15 protein-coding genes and 1 pseudogene are annotated in these 23,690 nt (G+C 68.2%); 10 read left to right on the forward strand and 6 right to left on the reverse strand.

Translation table 11 applies throughout. The annotated features are described in order from the left end of the window. The first annotated feature begins 88 nt into the window (after positions 1 to 88). The gene (locus tag R5W23_RS15610; protein WP_320687081.1) at positions 89 to 2,107 is read left to right on the forward strand and encodes an RNA polymerase sigma factor; all 2,019 of its coding nucleotides are present in this window, start codon (positions 89 to 91) and stop codon (positions 2,105 to 2,107) included. Between the two features lie 662 nt (positions 2,108 to 2,769). On the opposite strand, the gene R5W23_RS15615 is transcribed toward R5W23_RS15610, so the two are convergent. Next, positions 2,770 to 3,495, reverse strand: a complete 726-nt coding sequence (locus R5W23_RS15615; protein ID WP_320687082.1) for a hypothetical protein — start codon at positions 3,493 to 3,495, stop codon at positions 2,770 to 2,772. Between the two features lie 622 nt (positions 3,496 to 4,117). On the opposite strand from R5W23_RS15615, the pseudogene R5W23_RS32680 reads away from it, so the two are divergent. From R5W23_RS32680 to R5W23_RS15630, 3 genes and pseudogenes are all read left to right on the forward strand, one after another. Then, a pseudogene (locus tag R5W23_RS32680) lies at positions 4,118 to 4,870 on the forward strand (serine/threonine-protein kinase); the annotation flags it as partial. A 982-nt stretch (positions 4,871 to 5,852) separates the two neighbouring features. Beyond that, entirely contained in the window at positions 5,853 to 6,464 is a 612-nt protein-coding gene (locus R5W23_RS15625) for a histone H1-like repetitive region-containing protein (RefSeq protein WP_320687084.1), read from the forward strand. 111 nt (positions 6,465 to 6,575) lie between these two features. Continuing rightward, on the forward strand, positions 6,576 to 8,546 hold the full coding sequence (locus R5W23_RS15630) for a phospho-sugar mutase (protein ID WP_320687085.1): 1,971 nt from the start codon (positions 6,576 to 6,578) through the stop codon (positions 8,544 to 8,546). A gap of 54 nt (positions 8,547 to 8,600) precedes the next feature. On the opposite strand, the gene R5W23_RS15635 is transcribed toward R5W23_RS15630, so the two are convergent. After that, positions 8,601 to 10,505 (reverse strand): serine/threonine-protein kinase, encoded by a 1,905-nt coding sequence (locus R5W23_RS15635; RefSeq protein WP_320687086.1) that lies wholly within the window; start codon positions 10,503 to 10,505, stop codon positions 8,601 to 8,603. Then, positions 10,502 to 12,793 (reverse strand): hypothetical protein, encoded by a 2,292-nt coding sequence (locus R5W23_RS15640; RefSeq protein WP_320687087.1) that lies wholly within the window; start codon positions 12,791 to 12,793, stop codon positions 10,502 to 10,504. The genes R5W23_RS15635 and R5W23_RS15640 overlap by 4 nt, the downstream gene beginning before the upstream one ends. Positions 12,794 to 13,251: 458 nt before the next feature. Between R5W23_RS15640 and R5W23_RS15645 the strand changes: the two genes are divergently transcribed. Continuing rightward, on the forward strand, positions 13,252 to 14,721 hold the full coding sequence (locus R5W23_RS15645; RefSeq protein WP_261188635.1) for a DUF1501 domain-containing protein: 1,470 nt from the start codon (positions 13,252 to 13,254) through the stop codon (positions 14,719 to 14,721). Between the two features lie 256 nt (positions 14,722 to 14,977). Then, positions 14,978 to 15,916 carry a response regulator gene (locus tag R5W23_RS15650; RefSeq protein WP_320687088.1) on the forward strand — a complete coding sequence of 313 codons (939 nt, stop codon included), beginning with the start codon at positions 14,978 to 14,980 and terminating at the stop codon, positions 15,914 to 15,916. 230 nt (positions 15,917 to 16,146) lie between these two features. On the opposite strand, the gene R5W23_RS15655 is transcribed toward R5W23_RS15650, so the two are convergent. After that, positions 16,147 to 16,401, reverse strand: a complete 255-nt coding sequence (locus R5W23_RS15655; RefSeq protein ID WP_320687089.1) for a hypothetical protein — start codon at positions 16,399 to 16,401, stop codon at positions 16,147 to 16,149. A 580-nt stretch (positions 16,402 to 16,981) separates the two neighbouring features. Beyond that, a complete protein-coding gene (locus R5W23_RS15660; RefSeq protein ID WP_320687090.1) occupies positions 16,982 to 18,154 on the reverse strand; it encodes a nucleoside monophosphate kinase in 1,173 nt (390 codons plus the stop codon). Between the two features lie 354 nt (positions 18,155 to 18,508). Here R5W23_RS15660 and R5W23_RS15665 point away from each other — a divergent pair, with 354 nt between their 5' ends. Together R5W23_RS15665 and R5W23_RS15670 are read left to right on the forward strand one after the other, a co-directional pair. Then, positions 18,509 to 19,522 (forward strand): DUF1559 domain-containing protein, encoded by a 1,014-nt coding sequence (locus tag R5W23_RS15665; RefSeq protein ID WP_320687091.1) that lies wholly within the window; start codon positions 18,509 to 18,511, stop codon positions 19,520 to 19,522. Between the two features lie 66 nt (positions 19,523 to 19,588). Further along, complete coding sequence (locus R5W23_RS15670; protein WP_320687092.1) at positions 19,589 to 19,999, forward strand: hypothetical protein; 411 nt, start codon at positions 19,589 to 19,591, stop codon at positions 19,997 to 19,999. 99 nt (positions 20,000 to 20,098) lie between these two features. Here the strand turns inward: R5W23_RS15670 and R5W23_RS15675 are convergent, their stop codons facing one another. Beyond that, positions 20,099 to 21,115, reverse strand: a complete 1,017-nt coding sequence (locus R5W23_RS15675) for a DUF1559 domain-containing protein (RefSeq protein WP_320687093.1) — start codon at positions 21,113 to 21,115, stop codon at positions 20,099 to 20,101. Positions 21,116 to 21,303: 188 nt separating this feature from the next. On the opposite strand from R5W23_RS15675, the gene R5W23_RS15680 reads away from it, so the two are divergent. Beyond that, positions 21,304 to 21,741: a hypothetical protein gene (locus R5W23_RS15680; protein ID WP_320687094.1), complete on the forward strand. Its 438-nt coding sequence runs from the start codon at positions 21,304 to 21,306 to the stop codon at positions 21,739 to 21,741. A 28-nt stretch (positions 21,742 to 21,769) separates the two neighbouring features. Next, a complete protein-coding gene (locus R5W23_RS15685) occupies positions 21,770 to 23,605 on the forward strand; it encodes a CRTAC1 family protein (RefSeq protein WP_320687095.1) in 1,836 nt (611 codons plus the stop codon). Positions 23,606 to 23,690 lie beyond the last annotated feature (85 nt).

Consider the following 23,690-nt stretch of genomic DNA (forward strand, 5'->3'; position numbering starts at 1 on the left):
GGAGCGGCCCGGGAACCCGATTTTTTCCGAATCGTCGTGTCGCGGCGAGCCGGCAGGGGCACTAATGGGCCGAAGCGGGAGGACAGCCATGCCGTTCGGGTCGTTCGTGCGACAGCTGGGCGAGGGGGCCGATTCGGAGCTGCTGGATCGGTTCATCGCGGGTGAAGACCAGTCGGCATTCGCCGCCCTGGTCGGCCGGTACACCCCGACCGTTCTGGGCACCTGCCGGAGGGTGCTCGGGCACACCCAGGACGCGGAAGACGCGGCCCAGGCGGTGTTCTTACTGCTCGCCCGCAACGCGGCCCGGGTGCGCCGCCCGTCCGCGCTGGGCGCGTGGCTGCACGGGGTGGCGGTGCGCGTGGCCCGCAAGGCCCGGCGCCGGCGCCGACGGGTGCAACCGCTCCCCGGCTCATCGCCCCCGGCCGCACCGCCGGCGCCGAGCTGGGAGGACGCGCGGCGGGTGATCGACGAGGCCCTTGCCGCGCTCCCCGAACCGCTCCGCGCGCCGCTGGTGCTGTGCTACCTCGAAGGGCTCACCCGGGACGAGGCGGCGGCCCGGCTCGGCTGGCCGCTCGCGACGCTCCGCGGGCGGCTCGAGCGGGGCCGCGAGAAGCTGCGCGCCCGGCTCGCGCGGCGCGGGTTCGCGCTCGCGGTCGGGCTCCTTCCGGTGCTGCTCGAAACGCCCGTGGCCGCGGCCCCGAATTGGAGCGCGCACACCGCCGCCGTCGCAACGGGTACCGCCCCGCCCACGCCGGCCGTCGCCGCACTTGCTACTGGAGGATTTCCCGTGTTCCGACCGCTCGTTTGTTTCGCCGCGCTCGCCCTCGCCGGGGCCGCAACTGCCGGCTGGTACCTCACCGCGCCACCCGAACCGATCGCTCCGCCGGCGTCGAAGCCCGTCGCCCGCGCGTTGACGCCGGACCCGCAAGCCGGCTTGCCCGAGAAGTCACTTGAAGGCGCGTGGCAATCCACCGCCGCAGGCGACGGGGCCGTGCGGACCGAAACCCTCCGGTTCGTGGACGGCAAGCATCTGGTGTGGCAGGTCCACCTCCGCAGCCCGGGTGTCGACACCAACGCCACGCTCCGGGGCCGGTACGAGTTGAAGAACGGCACCCTGACCTATCAGGTAACGGACCGGTGGGCCGGTGAAGAGAGCGTGCGCGTGCGCCCCGAGGACGCGCTGCGTAAGTACCAGCTCACCTGGGCCAAAGACCGCACCGAGTTCGAGCTGAAGAACGCGGACACGGGGGCCGTCCGTAAATTCCGCGCGCTCAAGGACAAGGAGACAATCGCGCCGGTGCCCGATGCGCTCAAAGCGATCGAACGAAAGATCCAGAAGGAACCCAAGTACGCCGGCGAACCGCGGTACCTGCTCCTGGCGTTCGGCCCCGAAGCCAAGTTTCTGGTTTGGGCGGTGTCAGACGGCACCACACTCTACGTCGATCGAAACGGCAACGGCGACCTCACGGATGACGGCGAGAAGGTCGCCCGCCCCACGCGCGACCACACGTCCGGAACGCGGCGCGCGCTCACGTTCACGGGAATCGAGGTGACCGAGCCCGGTGGGACGACGCACAAAATTGAGGTGCTCACCGTCTTGTACCTCGAAACCGGGAGCGTGGCCGCGGACGTGCTCGCGCAAGCCAAAGGACGCCCCCTCCAGAGGGCGCTGGGTGACCTCTGGTGGGCGGACGCGGCGAGGACCGCGCAGGTGCTCCACTTCGGCGGCGCGGAGATGGTCTGCCGCCCGTGGATCTCGGGCCGATCGCTGCTGAACGCCGCCGCACCGGCCGAATTCACTGTCCAGGTCGGCACACCGGGGATCGGCCCGGGCAGCTTCACCGCGTTCTCGAACGACCAAGTACCGAAGGGGACCGGGCCGGTGGCGGAAATCGAGTTCGACCCGCTCGTGGGCGGAGCGAAACCAATCACCGTGACGGTCAACCTCACCGACCGCGACCACGGAGACAAGTTCTTCGCACGGGTGACCGTCCCGGACGGCGTCAAGACCGGGGTGGAGGCGGCCAAGGTGAAGCTGAGCTTTCCCAACTGTCCGTGGGGACCGGTGGGCGCGTCCACCCACCGCGTCGATGTGAAACCGAAATAGTCCGGTTGCGGCGTTCGAGCGAAACGACCTGTTGGATAACGGCGAACGCCGTTAGGTTAGGCCTGAACTTCAGCGGCTCGCCCACCGCATTTGAAGAGGAGAGGCCCCAGGCGCGGCGAACCGGGCCAGTAGCACCCGATCACATCAGCCGAATCAAGTTGCCGTGCTCAGGGCCGCCGATCGAAACGCGCCTTTGATAGAAGGCGGGGACCGAGACACCCTCGGCCAAACAGAACTGCGCGACGGTGACACCGGCGGAGCGGAACCGCTCGATGCGCTAGACCCACTTCTTCCGCGTGGCCGCCGGATTACGCCGAGACGGGCGGCCTAAACCACTGGGCACACTCGTCGGAGGGGAAAACGGACTCGCTGATCGAAACGCCCTCGGGTTGAGAAAACCAACCCCGAAGGTAAGTCGCTCGTCAATGATGTGATGCGCCGGGACCCGTCCGACGGGATCGGCTTAGCACCTGTGGGCAACCACCCCTGGCTGCTCGGGGCCAACGAGGCGATATCGGCGCTCGCAACGGTGTTTCAGGTGCTACACCACGCCCTCGGCCGGTTCAGCCCGACGCCGGCCGGCGATCCGATACTAACGCGCCTGAACTTATCAAATCGATAAATATCAAAAATTCACATGAATTTGAACGTATTTAACGCTATTATCTATCTTCGGCATCTTTAACTGCTATACCAATCTCTTTGCTTTCGATTTTTACGCTCCCCAGGATTTTGCCGTCGCGGTACAGCTCACTCGTGGACGGATACAATAACCCCCCGGATTTCTTGAACTCGCTGTAGCACAGCTCGTTCTTATGCACTTGGTCGCCATCATCAAGTGTAAGATAATCAATTCTATTTAGCAAATATCTCTTTCTGTCAAAATATAAAGTAGCAATATAATGCTTGTCGCGGAAGGCTTTCACACCAATTGTTGTTGCTTTCGCACCTGGATCCCCCACAATCTCCAACGTATAGGCACTTTTATCTAGCAACGGCAGCAGAGTTGATAAGTAGCTAATAGACACGCTCATTCGCTTTTCGCGTTGCTGACCCTCACTAATTAGAATCGCTTTGTCATTGCATTCAATAACCGATTCTCCATTTTTATAAATACACTTAATTACTGAACTATCACCCTCAGTCGATATAATTGCACAATCGTAGCCAGGAAGTCGGGTTATGCAATCAATACTGTGGGCGGTCGCCTTGTCGCCTTGGTAGTATTTTGCGGATATTTTTGTTTTATGCGACTGAGATTTCCGTAGATTCTCCGCGCCGCCGTGTGCCGAAATGGCCTTGTTGAGAACGTCTTCCGCCGTCTCTTGCGATTGCAGAGGCGCAGCTATCCACATGAGGCAAATGATCGCAACGCCGACATCGCGCATGATTGGCCCCTTGGTCAGCACTTGGCCTTGGTCAGCACTTGGCCTTGGTCAGCTATTGCCACGGACGCTACCCATTGGCCCTGCGGGGCAGCATTGACGACGCCTACCCACCGGCCCGCTTTATTTCAATAGCTAATGCCGTTGGGCACAGCGCCGTCGAACCCGTCAGCACCGGCCGCGCGCCGCTTCCGTAACCGCCAAGCGGCGGCGATCCGCTGATACAATCCGCAGCGCCCGGCCGCGCCCGAGGGTGCGGTGATGAACACGTTTGAGACCGTTCGTGGTGTGCAGGGGTCATTTTTCACAATCGCACGCTTCCCATCGCGCACCCGTGGGTTATGATTCGGGGAATTCGTAAGTGCGGGCCGCCGGCGAACGGCGCTCACGCACCCGATCCCGCTCCTTGCGTCCAACCCTCCACCGAGTGAGGCCGCCCGTGCCGATCCCCCTCACCGCCGGAACCGAGACCGGTGCCCCGGAGCCACTCGCGTCGCTCCCGGCCCCCGACTCGCCACCTCCTCCCGTCAACGCGGGCGAAGACACAACAGATCCCACCGCCCCAATCGACGTGAACCGCGGACCCGGGAATACGCCCCAACTGCCCCAGATCCCGGGCTACGTGATGGAACGGTTCGTTGCCTCGGGGAGCACCGGGGTCGTGTTCCGCGCCCGCCACCTAGCCACCGACCGGCTTGTGGCTCTGAAGCTCATCAGCCCGCGCGGGGCCGGCGACGAGATCGCGCACGAGCGCTTCCTGCGCGAAATCCGCACCCTCGCCCGGATCAAGCACCCGAACGTGGTCCCGGTGTACGACGCCGGCAACTGGCACGGGTTCCCGTACTGCACCATGCAGTTCGTCGCACAGGGCACACTCGGCCAGCACCTCGAGCGGTTCCGCCGGGACCAGCGTGGCGCGGTGGGGTTGCTGGTAAAAGTGGCCCGCGGTGTCCAGGCGCTGCACGACCAGGGGATCATCCACCGCGACCTGAAACCGCTCAACATCCTGATCGGGCCGGACGACGAACCGCTGGTCGCGGACTTCGGGCTCGCGAAGTGTCTCGGCGACGAGTCCGACCTCACGCTCACCGCGCTGCCGCTGGGAACGCGCATGTATATGGCGCCCGAGCAGACCCTGGGGCGGCGGCAGGATTACAAGGCCCCGTGCGACGTCTGGGCGCTGGGCGTGACCCTGTACGAGGTGCTGACCGGGCACCGCCCGTTCGCAGACGACGGGCACCACGACGTGTATCACGTGATCCGCACGGCGCAACCGGTGCCGCCCGCGGCGCTGTCCGCGGACGTGCCCGCGGCGCTTCAGGCGATCGTGCTGAAGTGCCTCGCCAAGCGCCCGGAGGACCGGTACCCCACCGCTGCCGAGTTGGCGGACGACCTCGACCGCTGGCTGCGCGACGAACCGGTTCGCGCGCTGCTCGAGTCTCAAGCGAAAGAGTCCTCCCGTCAGGCGACTTTGCCCCAAAAGCCGTTGCCCCGCTGGCGCAGCCGGCGCGCCCTCACCGCCGCGGCGGTCGCGCTCGTCGCCGTAACAATGACCGCCGCATTACTGCTCCAGAAGCCGCCACAGAACGCCGCGCCTCGGGAGCCCACCTTCGCCGAGCGGATCGCGGCCGGCGGGCCGGTCGCGCTCACCGACGACACCGGCCTCCCGCTCATCGAACCGGTTAACGAGCCGGAGCACGCGCTGATGCGCGACACGATCGACGGCTACGTCAAGTTCTCGCACACGGGCACCGGGATGGCGAACATACTCGACCAAAAGCTCCCGGCCGATTACAGGGTCGAGGCGCTGATCGGGACAACGTTCAACAACACGGTCAACGCGCGGGCCGGTATTTATGTCGGTCGGCGACTGTGGGAGGACCTCCCGTTCAAGCACGAATCGTTCTTCACGGCAACCATCGGCCCCGAGTCCGTCAAGGCGGAGCGCCGCCTCGTCAGCACGTTCGAAAAGTACTGGTGGGCACGGCACGAGAACGGGGGCGTGAGTCACCACTTGCGAGCAACGAAGCCCTGGCACCCGGAAAACAAGAACGAGACGCTCCGGTTCGCGCCCGTCCGCATTGATGTCCGCGGCGACACCCTGGAGGTGAGCGTGGACGGGCACCCGGTTCGGTCGCTCACCGCAGAAACGATCGCGCGGGATGTCAACTCCACTGTGCAAATCCAACACTTGAAGGGCCGATTGCCGGAGTACACCTGCGAAGCACCGTACCTCGGCAACGGAATCGGAATTTTCTGCCATTCGTGCGAATGCGTCGTCAGAAACCTGACAGTGACCAAACTGGCCCCGAACCCGTAACCCCGACCCTTACTCCAGCCCTCACCGAAGGACCTGAACCGTGGCCAAACAGTCCAAGGCGTCTGCTGCGAAGTCCGTGACCAAACAGCCGACCGCCAAGAAAGTCGTCGCCAAAAAAGTCGCTGCACCGAAACCGGCCGCCAAAAAGACCGCCGCCAAGCAGCCGACCGCCAAGAAGGCCGCCGCGAAAAAGACCGCTGCACCCAAACCGGCCGCCAAGAAGATCGCGGCTAAGCAGCCGGCGGTCACAAAGCCGGCCGCCAAGAAAGCCGCCGCGAAGAAAACCGCGGCAAAGAAGGCGACCAAAAAGGTCGCGGCCCCGACCCAGTTCACCGCGACACTCGTCAACGCGGAACCGGTCATCACGTCACCGGCCCCCGGCCCGGTGACGGCGAACACGGATCTGACGGTGACCATGACCACGAACCGCGACGACCTCCCCTACGTGATCTCGCTGATCGACATCACCACCAGCCGGCCGTCGGTCCCGTATACGGCCGCCATTCCGGCCCCGGGCACGAGCCCGTTCACGCACACGATTCCGGCCAACAAGCTCCCCGCCGGCCGCACGTTCAAGATCTACCTCGAGGTGGACCCGTCCGCCGGTTCGACCCCGCCGAACAAGACCGCCGAGGTCGTCATCACGACCTGAATTCTGCTTCCGTCCCGCGGGCGGCGCAGTAGTCTCCGGCGCCGGGCGCCGGTAGAAAACCCTCCCGGCGCGGGTCGCAGAGACCTCGCGCCGCCCGCGAGGACGCTTGACATGGATCTGCTTTCTAACGCCCGAGCCGGGTTCGCCGGGATCGACGCCGACGCCGCGCTCAAAGAGAAGGCGCTCGGCAACCTCGAGACCTGGCTCACCCACCCGGACTTTGCGGCCTACCGCCCCCAAATCGAGCACCTGTGCGGCGCCGGCGCGTGGTCCGTTCTGCTCGACTCCTTCTACCAGGTGATGCCGTTCGGCACCGGCGGGCGCCGCGGCGCGGTCGGCATCGGCCCGAACCGCATGAACCTGTGGACCCTCGGCGCCAGCGTCCAAGGGCACTGCGAGTACCTGCGCCAGCGGTTCCCCGGCGTCGCGCCGCTGAAGGTGGTGCTCGCGTTCGACGTGCGCCAGTTCGAGGACAAGCGTAAGGTCTACAACCCCGCCCTGCCGAACCCGGTGCTGCACCTGTCCAGCCGCGAGTTCTGCCAGCACGCGGCCGGGGTGTACGCGGCCAACGGCATCCAGGCGCACATCCTCCCGCCGGACAGCAAGCGGTACGTCCCGACCCCCGAGCTGTCGTTCACCGTCCGGTTCCTGCGGGCGCACGGCGGGCTGAACATGACCGCCAGCCACAACCCGCCCGACGACAATGGGAGCAAGTTCTACGACGACCGCGGCAGCCAGCTGGTCCCGCCCGAGGACCAGCTCATGAGCGAGATGGTCGATCAGGTTACGGCGATCAAGCACGTCCCGTTCGCCGACGCGGTCCGCGCCGGCAAGGTGCAGTTCCTCGACGACGCGCCGCACCGGGCGTTCATCGACCTGTGCCGGCACGAGAGCGTGCTGGGCGCGCCGAAGGCGGACGAGCTGCGGGTGGTGTACACGCCGATGCACGGGTGCGGCGGGTTCTGTGCCGGCGAGGTGCTGGAGGCGCAAGGGTTCCGGCCGATCCCGGTGCCGGAGCAGGCGACCCCGGACGGCCAGTTCCCGAACGTCACGAAGACCCCGAACCCGGAGGTGCCCGAGTGCATGGACCGGGCCGAGCGGGTCGGGCTGGAGAAGGGCGCCGACCTCATCATCTCCACCGACCCGGACGCCGACCGGCTCGGCGGCATGGCGAACCGCTCGCCGGACGGTAAGGGCACGTTCCGGTTCCTGACGGGCAACGAGATCGCGGCGCTGCTCACGCACTTCAAGCTGGCCCAGCTCGCGCGCTCGGGCTCCCTGCCCGCCGCCCCGATCGTCATCACCACGGAGGTGACCACCGGCCAGGTGGCACGCATCGGCCGGCACTTCGGGGCGCAGACGATCGCGGACCTGCTCGTCGGGTTCAAGTACCATGCCGACGCGCTGTGGCAGATCGAATCGACCGGCCAGTTCGGCGACGTCCGCGGCACGGTCCAGGATTTCGTGATCGCAAGCGAGGAGAGCCACGGGATCATGGCGACCGCCGGGGTCCGCGACAAGGACTCGGCCTGCGCCGCGCTGCTGCTGGCGGAGGCGGCGCTCTACCAGAAGCGCCAGGGCAGCACGCTGGTTGCGTACCTCGACGAGCTGAACCGGCAGTTCGGGTACTTCCGGAACGAGCTGCTGAACATCGTGCTCACCGGGCTCGAGGGCAAGGTGAACATGGGCCGGATGCTCGACGCGCTCCGGCGGAACCCGCCGAAAACGATCGGCGGGCTGCCGGTCACGAGCGTGGAGGACCTTCAGGACGAGGGCGGGCGGATGGGGCCGTTCAAGGGCGACACGGACAAGGCGGCGCGCAACTTCCTCATCTTCCGGCTGACCGGGGACGGGATCGGGGCGAAGGTGTGCCTCCGCCCGAGCGGCACGGAGCCCAAGGCGAAGGCGTACATCGAGGTGTCGGGCCAGCCGTGGAAGCCCGGAACGCCGCAAGCGGACTGGGACGCCGCGTGCGCCGAGATCGACAAGCGGGTGCAGCTCCTCGCGACCGACTTCCTGACCCAGGCGCTGGCGACCATCGGGCAAACGCCGACGCCCGGAGCCGACAAGCTCAGCCGCTAACCGCCCCGAAAACGTCGGTCGCGGACACAACACCCGGGGGCCGCCCGGGTGCGGTCATTTCTGAACGCGGAACAGGAGCTCGGCTTCCGAAACCGCCCCCTGGGGCGCGGGCGCGGTGCCGGACTTCTTGACCACCACCCCGCGGACCGTGGAAACGAGTGCTGCACGGTCCTGGGGGGTGGAGTACGTGGTGAACCGGCCGCTCTTGGCGCCGGGCGGGAACGGGGGTTGGTCCCCGGTCGTCGCAATCACCCGGAGCCGCTCGTGTCCTGGACCGTCCGTCGGGAGGGTTTCGAGCACGTAGCTGGCGCTCCCCGGAACCACCCGCTCCGTACCGGCGGTGAGCCGGTCGTCGGGCTCGTTGTCGTTCGGGAACAGGCGGGTCACCTGCCCGCCCGGTTCGAGCACCCACACCGACACGCGACAGTCCGCCGCGGCCTTCAAATGCAACTTCATCGGCGTGCCGGGCACCAGTTGCAGCGAGCCGTCGGCCGCCTTCTTCGCTGCCGGGGCGGACAGGTCCACCTTGAGCTCGAAATCACTGCGTGCGATGCCGGGCCATGCGACCGCCTCGCCGACCGCCTGCTGGACCGCCTCGGCCGGCCGCGGTTCGGGCTCGGCCGCTTTCGGCTTGTCACGGGTTAGCAGGAACGCGGCCACGCACGCCAGCACCGCCGCCACGCCCGCAAGGGCGAACGCCACCGGTTTACCGCTCTTGGTGCGCCGCCCGGGGCACTCCTGGGGCGCCGGTTCGACCGGCGCTACGGGCGCGGGCACCGCTGGCGCGACCGCCGCCGCGGGTGCGGCTGGGGGCGCCGGCCGAGCAGCGGCCGATATCGGCTTCGCCAGCGCGGCCCCGAGCGACGGGACCGAGTCCGCCACGTTCGCGAACGGCACGCTGCCCAGTGAGGGCATGGTGCGCGCCTTCGGGAACGGGATCTTGACCGCCGACGGGGTCAGGCTGGTCGAGGGCGTGAGGTACTGGTCGGCGATCGGGCCGAGCGCCACGAGCAGCTCCTGCGCGTCGGCGAACCGGTCCGCAGGCGCCTTCGCCAGGCACCGGAGGCACAGCTCCTCGAGATCGGCCGGTACGTCGGCGCGGCGCGCGCGGGGCGGCACGGGCGGCTCCATCACCACCTTGATGAGCAGGTCGGTGACGCTGTCCGCGTGGAACGGGGCCGTGCCCGTGAGCATGAAGTACAGGATCGCGCCGAGCGAGTACACGTCGGCCGCCGGGCCGACCTCCTTGCTGTCGCGGGCCTGCTCGGGGGCCATGTACGCGGGGGTGCCGACCACCTGCCCGGTGGTAGTCAGTTGGGCGTCGGCGGACGCCCGCTTGGCGAGCCCGAAGTCGGTGACCCGGGGCCGCTCGTCCTTGTCGATCAGCACGTTCGCGGGCTTCAGGTCGCGGTGGACGATGCCGTGCCGGTGCGCGTGGGCCACCCCGCTGACGGTCTGGAGGAACAGCGACACCAGCATCGGGATCGGGGCGGCCGGGTGCGCGTCGATGTACCCGCGCAGGTTCGGCCCATCGATCAGGGCCATCGTGAAGTACGGCTTGCCGCCGATCTCGTCGATGTCGTAGATGGGGACCACGTTCGGGTGGTCGAGGGCGGCGGCGGCGCGGGCCTCCTGGAGGAACCGCTGCGCGGCCTCTTTGTCCGACCCCGTGTCCAGAATCATCTTGAGCGCGACGAGCCGGTCGAGCCCCTTCTGCCGGGCCTTGTAGACCACCCCCATGCCGCCCCGCGCGAGCTCGCCGTCGAGCTGGTACTTCCCGAAGTTGCTCTCCTCCCCCACGCCCATGATCTCGGTGACGGTCATGGCCGACGGCCGCACGCGCACGACGGTCACGTCCGCGGCCGCGGTGGCGTCGCGCTCGGTGTTGTCGTCGGTCTGGCCGCGCGGGCGGCTCACGGCGGTCTGGTCGGGCGGGGTGTTCGGCGCGGGCGCGGTCATGCGTTCCCCTGTGTCGGTTGGCGGTGGGTGGGAGTGAACAGCCGGCGGCCGGCGCGGAGCAGTGCGGCCGCGTACCCGCGTGCCCACCACCCCACAACCGCCGCGAGTGCCCCGGCGGCGGCGTAGACGTAGTTGTCGGGCGGCGGCGCCGGGTCGGAAGCCGGTTCGACCGGAACGGTCGCCGCGGAGCCGCTGGGAGCCGGCTGCTCGCCCGGCAGGGAGGTGGGCGGAGCGGGATTCGGGTTAACGTTCGCCGAAAGGGCCGTTTCCGGATTCACACCAATTAGCGCGACGAGCACCTGCTGGTCGGCCCCGGTCGCCTCGCGGTAGATGCGATCGACGAGCCCCAAGCTGTCGCCCGCGGACTCGCTGAACCCGGTCACCGCTTGGGACTGGTCGAGCGGGAGCACCGGCGGGAGCAGGTGCCGCCCGTCCGCGCCGAGGTACACCGGCACCGCGTCGGTCTTCGGGAACGGCTGGTTGTGTGCGGGCGGCACGGGCGCGCCCCGCGCGCCCTCGTTCCCGCGCGGGCCGTCCGGCCCCCGCGCGCCGCCGCCGGTCGCACCGAGGTACACCGGCCGCTCGCCCTCGCGCTCAGCCCGCCGCTCCGCCTCGCGCCCGGCCTCGCGCCCCTGCTCCTCGTGCTCGCTCGCGCGATCCGCGGGGTGCTCCCCCGCGGGGCCGGCCGGCCCCGCCGGACCTGCCGGCCCGGCCGGACCTGCTGGCCCCGCCGGACCACCTGGCCCGGCCGGACCCGCCGGACCGATGGGACCCGCCGGACCGATGGGACCCGCCGGGGGCGCGAACACGTTCGGCCCACGCGGCGCGCCGGGTGGGGGCTGCCCCCCGGGGCCGAGAGTCGGAGCCGCGGTAGCGGGTTGCCCGGGACCGGAGAGCGGGGTGCCCGGGGTGCCCGGGGGCGGTGTTCCGGGGGCCGGGGGCGGCGCAATCGTCAGCGCGACCAGCGCGACCGTCGGCGGGGGGTAATCGCTGACGAACTGGCCGCTTACGAACCCCGATGAGCCGACCATGCCCGGCAGGTTCTGAAGCTCAAATATGAGAGGGAGTTGCCCGATGAACTGCGGATCGTTCGTCGAGTAGGTGATCCCGCCCGGCGTCGCCAGGAACGCGTTGATCTCCGCCAACTCACCGGAGAGCACGAGGGCGGCCCCGTTCGCGGTGACGGACAGGGCGGACGGAACCGTGGCCGGGTTGAACGTCAGCGCGCCCACGCCGGGCGTGATGGTGAGGGTGTGCGTGTCTTCGGGCAGCTCGGCCGGGTCGATGACCGTGTACAGCCCCGCCAAGCTGAACGGCTCCCCCCCGCCGGGGCCGAGCACGGGCGGGGCGAGTACCACCGCCGGGGCGAAGAACCGCAGACCGGCCGTCACCGGGAGCACCTGCTTGGAGTCGCTGGCGGTGCTGCCATCGGATAAGTAGGATTCGCGGTCGGTGACCGTGCCGCCGGCCTGCAATGTGGCTCGCCCGCTGAACCCGACCGGCGGGACCAGGACCAGGGAGTTGAGCAGCGCCCGGAAGGCCAGCGGGTTGGTCCCGGAGACGGTCCACTCCCCCGGCGCCGTGGGCGTGACGGCCGTGCCCCCGGCCCACAGCGCGAACCCGCCGGAGAGCCGCGGGTCGTCGGCCGTGAGAATGATGGTGAGCGCGAGCGTCTCCGACCCGTCGGCGTCGAACCCCGTCGAAACCGCGAGGAAATCCGGCGGGAACGCGAACGGGCGGTCGGGCAGGCGGATCTCGGTCGTGGCATCCCAGAACGCGTAAATGGTCGACGCGGACGGCAGCACCTGCACGGTCAGCAGGCCAGCGTCCGTCATCGAGTCCGCGCTGTCGAGAACCATCAACCCGATGGGCACATCGCCCCCCACCCCCGGGAACGCCGTAAACGTGAACCCGGCCTGGAGCAGGCTACTGATGGCGGTGCTGCCGCCGACGAGCTGCACGACCGGGGTGCGGTCGCCGGTAACGACGACATTCAGGGACGCAGCGAGCGTCTCGTCAACGTCGAGCAGGCCCGCCGGGGTACTCAAGGTCGCCGTGAGGGTCGAGCTGACCGGGGTGAACACGTCGAACGAGTTACCGCCGAGCGTCGGGTTACCGCTGATGACGACGCTACCGCCCTCGGTGACTTGGAGGTACGGGTCCGTCGGGGGCGCAAAGGTCGGCGAGGTGACGACGGGCGCGAGCAGCTCACGTTCCTGAAGCCGTTCGACGAACAGCCGCGCGCGGTGCCGCGGGAGCGGTTCGGGAGTGGTACGGGACCTCAGCATGCTTCGCCAACGGTGCATCGCGCCCTCGGTCGAGCTCGGGGCCAGAGTGAACCTCCGCTGGCTGCCGACCACAGCTCCGATCGGGGAGCGGGTCGGTAGCGTCGCAGCGCGAGCGAGGTTTTTTCGGAACTCGACGACTCTAGCATTTTTTCCACGCGGGCGCGCCGCCGGTACAACCGTTGGAATGGACCCTCCTTCCAGCACGCACCAGCTCCGGGCAACAGACGCTCCTGCACGAACGAAACAATATTGCGAAAGTTAAATTGAGAGATCCGGCCCGGCCCGCTGGCCCCTCGGTCCCGATGACACGAACGTGCCCATGCTCCCACCCCGAGCGGAACGGTGAAGAAACCGTTTGCGGCGGCTACGGGGTGACGTTAGACTTGCGCGTACTTCTCAGAGCGGTCACGCCGCCCTGCGCTCCTCAAGCCCTCCCACCCCACTGCGGAGCCCTTTCCATGCTCGTCATTCCTGGTGCGGCTGCGAAAAGTGATTGTGACCGCGTCACCCGGCGCGACCTCCTCCGCGTCGGCGGGTCCGGCGTGCTGGGTGTCACCCTCGCCGACCTGTTCGCGCTCCAGAAGGCCCGCGCGAACGCGAACAAAGCCGAGATCGGCGGCGGCCCCGGGTTCGGAAAGGCCAAGAGCGTCATCTTCATTTACCTCCAGGGCGGCCCGAGCCACCTCGACCTGTGGGACCCGAAGGACAACGTTCCGGACAAGGTGAAGAGCGTTTTCAAGCACCAGCAAACCAAGCTCACCGGCACACACGTCACCGAATTGCTACCGAAACTGTCCCAGGTGCTCGACAAAACCACCCTCATGCGGGCGGTCAGCTACACGCCGTACGGGCTGTTCAACCACACGGCCGCGATCTACCAGATGCACACCGGGTACACCACCGACAAGGTGAGCGCCTCCGGCCAGCTCGAACCACCCAGCCCCAAAGACTTCCCGACGCTGGGGTCGAACATCATCAAGATGAAGCCGCCGACGGTGCCGATGCTGCCGTTCGTGATGATGCCGCGGCCGTTGCAAGAGTCCAACGTGGTCGGTAAGGGCGGCACCGCCGGGTTCCTCGGGAAGGGGTACGAGCCATACACGCTGTACCCGTCCGGCGACGACATGGACATGGCGAAGATGGACCGCATCCGCACCGACGACCTCAAGCTGCGCGAAGAGCTCACCCCGGTCCGGATGGAAAAACGCGCCACGCTCCGCGAGACCATCTCGAAGGGGATGCCCGAGATCGAAGAGGCGGTCGCGAAGCACGACCTCGACGAGTACTACGGCAAGGCCCTTGGTCTCGTCGTGAGCGGCCGCGCGAAGAAGGCGTTCGAACTCGCGGAGGAGAAGGCCGCGTTGCGCGAGAAGTACGGGAAGAACACCTTCGGGCAGTGCCTGCTCCTGGCCCGCCGACTGGTAGAAGCCGGAACGCGGTTTGTGGAAGTCGTGTGGCCCAAGGTGGCCAACAGCGACAACCACTCGTGGGACGTCCACGTCGGCCTCTCGAAGCGCATGAAGGACCAGGCCGCGCCGATGCTCGACGCCGGGCTCTCGGCCCTCATCACCGACCTGGACGAGCGGGGGCTGCTCAAAGAGACCCTCGTTGTATGCGTGGGCGAGTTCGGCCGCAGCCCGCAGCGGGGCGTGAGCACCTCCGGCAACCAAAACTCGGAAGACGGCCGCGACCACTGGCCGTACTGCTACACCGGGGTGATCGCCGGCGCCGGGGTCAAGCGCGGGTACGTTCACGGCAAGAGCGACAAAACGGCGAGCGCGCCGGTCGAAGGCGCGATCCATCCGACCGAGTTGCTCGCGACCATCTACCACTCCGTCGGCATCAAGCCGGACACGATCGTTTACAACCACCTGAACCAGCCGCGCGAGCTGGTGAAAGGGGAGGTCGTGAGCGGGCTGCTGGGCTGACCCAGTACCGGAACGCGAACGGGCGAACAGCGACACCGCTCGGGTTTATCGCCCGGGCGGTTTTCTTGCGCCCGCCCCAACTGCCGCAGACCGCCCCGCCTGCCCAAGCACCCGAAACGGACTTGCTTCGCGCCAGGGAGGTGGCACAGTTGAGTCGCGGTGCAGCCGGGTGATGCGTCCGTAGCGAACCGGACCGAAACTGGTAAAATGGCTCTACTCAGCGTTTCAGCGCCGTGCCGCCACAGGGAGCCGCCACATGGCCGACCCGCCCGCCGCCCATCCGGCACCGGATTCACCACTGATTCTCGTTGCCGACGACTCGCTCCTGGAACAGCGGTACGTCGCCCGCATTCTCGAACAGCAGGGCGGGTGGCGCGCGGTGTTCGCGCGCAACGGTGAGGAGGCCCTGGCGCTGCTCGCCAAGACCCAACCGGCGCTTCTGTTGACCGACATGAACATGCCGCGCATGGACGGGCTCACGCTCGTCGAAAAGGTGCGCGAGAAGCACCCGCACGTGCCGGTGGTGCTCATGACCGGCAGCGGGAGCGAGCGGGTGGCGGTGGCGGCGCTCAAGGCCGGCGCGGCGGACTACGTTGCCAAGCAGGCGCTGAGCCACGACCTCGTCAGCGTGCTCGACCGGGTCCTGTCGGCCGGTCAGGCGGCCCTCCGGCGGTACCAGGTGCTGCGGGGCATGACCCGGCGCAGCTCGCAGTACGTGCTGGAAAACGACCCCGCCCTGGTGCCCCCGCTGGTGGCACAATTCCGCGAGGATCTGATCGAAATGGGCCTGTGCGACGTGACCGGCGCCACGCGGGCCGGCATCGCGCTGGAAGAAGCACTCCTCAACGCCGTGTACCACGGGAACCTGGAAGTCAGTTCGGAGCTGCGCGAGGGCGGCGACAGCGCGTTCCACAAACTCGCGGCCGAGCGGCGGTCCCGAGCGCCATACGCCGAGCGCCGGGTACGGGTAGCCGCCCGCCTGACATCCGCCCAGGCGACGTTCGTGGTACTGGACCAGGGACCCGGGTTCGATGTGAGCAAGCTGCCGGACCCGACCGAGGACACCTTCATCGAACGGGCGAGCGGGCGCGGCATCCTGCTCATGCGGGCGTTTATGGACGAGGTGCGGTACAACGCGACCGGCAACCGCGTCACGATGGTGAAGCGCCGCGACCGCTCGTCGGCCGACGAGTGAAGCCCAGCGCCAGCGGGCCAAAGGCGAGCGCCTCACCATCTTATCGGATGTGATCGGGCGCCCTGGCCCGGCGGGCACGCGGCCCCACCGCAACCACCAACACCGGTCGGATCGGGGCTGCGACGGCGATCATTCGCAGCGCCGCCAGCGACTCCCCGTTCGACCGTCTCGGAGCACGGCACTTCGCAACATCTAACCAATACCAAGACGAACGGCACCACCGGCGCCGGTCACACCCACGCCCACCGGCTCCGCGGGACGAGGACGTACCCCTCGGGCACAACGAACTTGTCGAACCGACCGCACCGCTCCGGCGGGCCGGCGACCGCCCGCTCGTCCCCGCGCCGAACCACGGTCCCCGCGGGCGCCCCGCCCGTCTCGGCCGGAAACACACGCCAAGCGAACGTGGTGGTCATCCGGATGCGGGTCTTCGTCCGCCGGTCCACGCGGACGTGCCGGGCGCAAAAGCTCTCGGACTCCCACATGAACAGGGTCTGTGCCCAGCGACCACACCGGCAGCACGGCGCCTCGGTCCCACTGACCCGCTTGTACACTCGATGGTCTTCACCCCGGAAAACACCGGGTACGCGAGTCTCGGTGAGCCGAACGGTCCCCATGCCCCGACCTCTTGATGTGCTCGCAGTGCGGCCGAACGTCGGCTGCGGTGCGAGTTTGTTGCGAGTGGAAAAGTGTATTGGCCTCCCTTTCAGAAGCAGGTCTTGACGCCCGAAGTTCTCCGCGAAATGGGCACGACTGGCGGGGGCACTGTTCGGCGGTCGCGCGCCGCAAACGCGACGCACCGAATTCGCGTCCCGCACCGCGATCCCCGACGTTCGGCGGTGTGTTCCGGGCGCGGGCGAAGGCCAGGGCACCTGTGATGTGGATCGACCGGGTGAGGTGAGCAGAACTCGGGTGACAGGCGGCCGTGTGCCCCTCCCAGCTCCGGACGCGGCGCCCGCCTCGGGCACGGCGCCGGTCCCCAACGTTTTGCGATCGCGTTCCCCGCTTCCGGCGGCGCCCGGCGCCCCGGCGGTGACCGCCGATCGGACGGCCCGGGGAGGCGCATCAGTGCCCGCGGCGGATGTCCGACGGCGGGTACCGGATCTCGATCCGGAACACCTTCTTCGTCTGGCAGACGATCGCCCACGTTTGCGGGTCCACCCGCTCGGGCACGTCTACCCGGTGCAGATCGACGGTCACGTGGAACCCGCGCTCGGAGAGCACGTCGATCATCATCCGAAGGGCAGTCGGGTCGTCGAGCAGCGCCTCCTCGCTGTTGATCTGGGCGTGCCCGGACATAGCATGGGCGTGAACGATCGGGAGCACCTTCGCCTCGATCCAGCCGATCACCCGGCGGAACACGTCGGGGCTCTCGCGCGCGTACTGCTCCAGCCGCCGCACCAGCTCCTGCCGCGCGTGCCGGGCCAGCTCCGTGGCCAGCGGCAAGTGCTGGATGCTCCGGAACACCTCGGGGCTCAGCTCCAGCGAGCTCTGGTACGCGAACTCGCGGACGATGTTCCGCTGCACCTCAACGAGGTCGCCGTCGGCCTCGATGAAGTGGAAGTGGAAGATCTGGCGCAGCGACTGGAGCGCGTCGAAGGTGGTGTCCTTGAAGCCCTGGTACCGCTTGCGGCACAGCCCCGGGTCCAGGTCGGTGACGCGCTCCTCCAGTTGCTCACCCGCGCCGGACGCGCGCACCTGCCGGTTGTGCTCCAGCACCTCGCGGCCGCGCTTCAGTTGCCGCTCGACGCTCACGTCCTCGGTGACGAACAGCAGGGCGATACGGAACATCGGCGGCGGGCCGCCGCGGGCGAGCAGCGCGTGGTAGAACAGCTTCAGGCACTCCACCTGCACCTTGGTGCGCGGGAACCCGTCCACGATCACCCCGTCGCGGTACTGCGGGTGGAGCAGCTCCTCGAGGAGCAGCGCGACCACCTCGCGGTCGCCGACCAGTTGGCCCGCGTTCTTGATCGCCACCGCCTGCGGGGTGGTGAGCAGCGCGCTGATGACCACCGGGGGCGCGGTGATGTCGCGGGCGCGGGCGATGAACGGGGTGTTGGTGCCCTTCCCGGCCCCGGGCGCGCCGCCCAGCCAGATGAACTCGCTCGGGAACTGAACGTCCGCGCCGTGTTTCTCTAACAGGTCGGCCCAGACCGCCGGGAAGATGAGCTGTGCGTCCTTGATCTCCAGGTCGGCGGGTGCGGCGGGCGGGCGTGGCGCGGGATCGGGTTTGGTCACCGGGGGCTCCGGGCGGGCAGAGGTCTGAGGGGGTCGGGCCTGCGGCGCGCCGCGAGCGGGGGGCGGCGCGCCGGAACGGGTTCAGTGTAGCGTCCCGGGTCCTTGCGAGCCAACTCGGGGCGGCCGAGTTCGCGGTTCGTGCCGGGACCGGGAAACCGGGTCTCGCCCGCGCCGCCTTCGCGTTTCAATCCTGAGCCGCGGCTCTCCGGTTCTCAAGTGCGCCAGGAATTCTGTTGCACTTCCCCCGGGTGCTCCGGTACTTTCTCCGAACCTCCGCTCTCCATCTCCGGCCGGCCACCTTCTCCATTCTCCCCGCCCGACAAACTCACCCCCCGCTCCGCTTCAGGACCCGCTATGCGCTCATCCCGTACCCCCCGGCGACGCACCGTCGCCCGCGCGTTCACGCTGATCGAACTGCTGGTAGTGATCGCGATCATCGCGATCCTGATCGGGCTGCTGCTCCCCGCCGTCCAGAAGGTGCGCGAGGCCGCCGCCCGGATGCAGTGCAGCAACAACCTCAAACAGATCGGACTCGCGCTCCACAACTTTGAAGGGGCGTACCAGAAGTACCCGGTGGGGCAAGAAGGGTACGGGATCGAGCACGGCAACTGGCGCGTGGAGATCTTCCCGTACCTGGAGCTCGACAACCTGTACAACGCGCTGCCGAGCGAAACGATCAACGGCCGGCTCAAGAAGCGCGTGTACTCCAGCCCCACCCCGCTGACGGTGCTCAACAACGCCGTGCTCAAACCCTGGAAGTGCCCGTCCAGCGCGCTGCCCGAAACGCAGCCGCAGGCGTGGGTCACGTGGTGGACGCAGCAGAACCACCAGGTGCCGGCGTATCAGGGCGTCATGGGCGCCTACCCGGACCCGTCCGGGGGCTCCGCGTACTCCGCGTCGAACTACGGCGGTTGGTGGACCAACAACGGGATGCTGTTGTGGAACGAGCAGGTGACCGTCAGCGGCGTGACCGACGGCCTCTCGAACACGATCTTCGTCGCCGAGCAGTCCGGCAAGGTCCAGAACTGTAGTTACGCCAGCGGCGACGCCCGCAACGGCTACTTCAGCACGTGGGGCGGGTGTACGAACACGTCCGCCCGCGGGGTCAGCACGTGCGGCACCGGGGGGTGCGGGGACCTCTGGGGCATGGGGCTGACCGCCAACGCCTACGCGATCAACTCCAAAACGTGCGGGAGCGGGGCAGGGTTCAGTTACGGCGGCAACACGATCCTGAACTCGTTCCACAGCGGCGGCATCAACGTGCTCGTCGCCGACGGCTCGGTCCGCTTCGTGAACGAGAGCATCGACTTCACCACGTTCCAACGGCTGTGCGCCCGCAACGACGGCCTCGTGGTCTCGTTCAACTGACCCCGTGGCGGCGGGCAGGTTCGCCCGCCCGCCGCCCCTACCCCACCAGCCGAGGTGCCCGACCCCATGACAACAGGATTTCCGGCCCGCGGGTTCAGCGGCGCGGCGCTCGTCGCGCTGTGCCTCGTCGCCGGGTGTTCGGATCAGAAGCCGACCGCCTCCGTGAGCGGGACGGTGAGCTACAACGGGAAGCCGCAAACGGTCGGATCGATCAACCTGATCTCGGACAGCGGGTCCGGGGGGCAGGCGATCCTGACCGAGGCGGGCGCGTTCAAGATCGAAGGCCCGCTGGACGCGACCGAGTACAAGGTGTTCCTCCAACCGCCGGTCCCCGGGCAACTCCCGCCCGGAACGAAACAGCCACCGGCGGCCAAGTTCAACCTGCCCCCGAAGTTCCAACAGCCGAACTCGAGCGGTGTGCGGATCACCCTGAAGCAGGGCACAAACGACGGAGTTGTGATCGAGCTGAAAGACTGACCGGGCTGCGCCGGAAAGTTGCGGCCAGTCCGCGACGTGAGAGGAAATGCGACGAGGGGACGGGTGGCCCCGTCCCCTCGCGACTGATCGTTGCGTGCGTCAGTAGTTGCCGAGCACTTCGCCGTTCGAGGCGGTGCCCAGCCCGCGCCACGTCGTGATGTCCACGCTGTTCGAGACGAACCGCACCGACCCGTCACCGAGGGCGACGTTCACCCCGCCCGTGTGTTTGCTGAACGCGGAGGCGTACGAGTTCGTCTGCGTCGAGCCGGACCACGCGCACGGCGGCTTGTACGCCGTGTCGCCGCGGGACTGCGGGCACACCTGCGAGTCCCCGTCGCCGTTCCCGCGGAGCAGGTCCGCGACGGTGGTGTTCGGCTGGTTCAGGGTGCTGAACAGCCCGGCGCCCATGTTGCCGAGGGTGATGTCCCCGGGGTTCCCGCCCCACCCGGTGACCGTGGTCGAGATCCGCTCGCTCAGGAACAGGGTGTTGCTCGACCCGTCGCTGGCGCCCTGGATCGTCTGCCGGAAGTCGTTCGCGCGCTGGCCGGCGTTGACGGCGAAGTAGCCCGGGCCGAACGGGGTCGCGCTGTTCAGTTGGGTGCCGTAGATGCTGCCGGCCCCGACGCACGCGGCGTAGTTGCCGCGCGCCCGGGCCCAACCGCCGCCGGCCTCGCCGACGGGCGTGTAGCTGTCGCTGGGGCACAGCCAGCTCGACACCGCGGCCTCGAGCGAGACCTGGGTGACGGCCGCGGTGCCGGCCGCGATGCTCTGCTGGTGAACCGAGCCGGTGTCGCCGAGCGCCGGCGCGAAGCCGGCGTGCTTGGCCGTCTGCTCGATGAACGGCAGGGTGTACAAGGACCACGTGAACGCGTTGTAGACGTCCACCTTCCGGCCCGGCGGCAGTTTGCCGTTCTGGTCGTGGTAGTTGTGGCACGCCAGCGCCAGTTGCTTGAGGTTGTTCTGACACTTCATGCGTGCCGCCGCCTCGCGCACCTTCTGGACGGCGGGGAGCAGCAGCCCGATCAGGATCGCGATGATCGCGATCACCACCAGCAGTTCGATCAGCGTGAAGCCTCTGCGGCCCCACGGCGTTCGCACAATCGCCCTGAGAGACATGACACCGTCCTACCTGGGAGAAAAAGGAGAACGAACGGGAGCCAACGGAGCATTGAGTTGTCGAATTTCTCCGTTCAGCCCATTGCTGGTTCCGCCACGGGTGACGGAACCAACAATTTCCGCTTCCGCATACCATGAATTTGGTATGATGGCAATCGGCATCGTACCTTTCTCTCTCCGGAAGTGCAATGACGCGTTTCAAAATCTTCTCCGCACTTACGCTCACATGCTTCGCAATTCTGGGCTGCGGCGGCGGCGGGAGCACCGTGACAGGTGAGGTCTCCTTCAACGGAAAGCCGCTCGAAAAGGGGTACGTGACCTTCAACCCGACCGACGGCAAGAGCGCCCCCGTCGGGGCCGAGGTCGTGGGCGGGCGCTACACGGCGAAAAACGTGGCGGTCGGCAAGAACAAGGTGGTGGTGGTCTCGACGGCGGTCAGCGGCCCGGCGCCCGAAACGATGGACGCGGCCATCGCGGAGGCCAAGAAGGCCAAGGGCGGCCCGACCGCCGACGCCCCGACCGACAAGTCCGAAGGCAACAACCAGGAACACGACATCCCGGCCGGCAGCCACACCCTGGACCTGAAGCTGCGGGCCTCGGTGTCCTCCGACGGCAAGGTGCGCTGACCCGGGCGCCGGCCGCGGAGGAACCGTGATGGGTGCGCGCGCGATCTGGGCGCTCGTCGCACTGGGTGCCGTCGCCGCCGCGACGGCCGCCTGGTGGGTGCGGGGGCCGCGTTCCGAAGGCACTGCCGAACAACCCTCGACCAGCGAACCGAACGCGCCGGCGCCCGAAGCGCCCGGGCCGTTCCGTTTTACGGACGTAATCGGTGCGAGCGGGATCACCTTCCGGCACCGCGACGGCGCCACGCCCATGCAGTACCTCCCCGAGGTCATGGGCGGCGGCGCGGCGTGGCTCGACTACGACCGCGACGGGCTCATCGACCTCTTCCTGGTGCAGAGCGGCGAGTTCCCGCCGGACCCGCAGCGGGCGGCTTCAGAACCCACCAGCCGGCTGTACCGGAACGCCGGCGACGGCACGTTCGTGGACGTGACGGCGGCGGCCGGCATTGTGACGCCCGGTTACGGTCAGGGGGTCACGGCCGGCGACTACGACAACGACGGGTTCCCGGACCTGTTCGTCACCCACTTCGACGGCGGCAGGCTGTACCACAACGAAGCCGACGGCCGCGGCGGGCGGCGGTTCCGCGACGTGACACGGGACGCCGGGATCGCGCTGAACGGGTGGTGTACGAGCTGCGCGTTCGGCGACGTTCACGGCACCGGGCACCTCGACCTGTTCGTGTGCCGCTACCTCGCCCTCGATCTGAAGAACTACCCGCCATGCCAGGAGCCGGGGCCGAACGGCCCGGTCCGGAGCGCGTGCGGGCCGCAGCACTTCGCCGGGACCCGCAGCTTCCTGTTCCGCAACAACGGCAACGGCACGTTCACCGACGTTTCCGAAGCCGCCGGGCTCGACGCCGACGGCAAGGCGCTGGGGGTCGTCATTCTGGACCTCAACGACGACGGTAAGCCCGACATCTTTGTCGGCAACGACGAGGTGCTGAACCACCACTTCCGGAACCTGGGTGGCGGGAAGTTCGAGTCCGTCGGGCTCCGGAGCGGCACCGGAGCGACCCACCGCGGCCGGACGATGGGCAGCATGGGCATCGAGGCCGGCGACCTGACCGGCGGCGGCCGACCCGACCTGTTCATCACGACGTACATTCAGGAAGGCACCGTGCTGTTCCGGAATCTCGGGAAGGGACTGTTCACGGACGTTAGCCCGAGCGCGGGCATGTTCGCCGCGAGCTGGCAGAAGGTGGGCTGGGGCACCGCCCTGTTCGACCCCGACAACGACGGAACGCTCGACCTCTTCGTTGCGAACGGTCACACCCGCCGCAACGCCGCCGAGCTGCTGCCGCGAGAGGACGGGCACCCGCAAGAGTACCCGCAGCTCGCACAGGCGTTCCAGGGCAACGGCAAAGGCACGTTCCGTGAGGTGTCGCGGTCGTCCGGCCCGTACTTTGGGACGCCGCGGGTCGGGCGCGGGGTGGCGATGGGCGACTACGACAACGACGGGCGGATCGACCTCGCCGTGACGCACGTCGGGGACGTACCGGCGCTGCTGCGGAACGCCGGTGACTCGCCGCACCACTGGATCCGGTTGGAACTGGAAGGCTCGCGGCACCGGAACCCGGCCGGGAGCAACCGGGACGCCGTCGGGGCGGTGGTTACGGTTCGGGCCGGCGGACGAACGCTCGTGCGCTACCTGAACGGCGGCGGGAGCTACTACTCCGCACCCGACCGGCGGGTGCTGGTCGGGCTCGGGACGGCGGACAAGGTCGAAGAGGTCAGCGTGCGCTGGCCCAACGGTGCCGGGACGGTGCAACGGTTCGGCCAGCTCGCCGCCGACCGAAGCTACAAACTGATCGAGGGGATCGCCGAGCCGCAGCCGGCGCTGGCCCCTCCCGTTCGTCAGACGCGCTGAATCCGTAACGCAAAACGTCCGGGCTTGGTAGCAACAACTGCGCGACCCGCACCGCCCCGCGCCGATGATCGGCGCGGGGCCGCCG

It is taken from the genome of Gemmata algarum (assembly GCF_034097035.1).
Classification (GTDB): Bacteria; Planctomycetota; Planctomycetia; order Gemmatales; family Gemmataceae; genus Gemmata; species Gemmata algarum.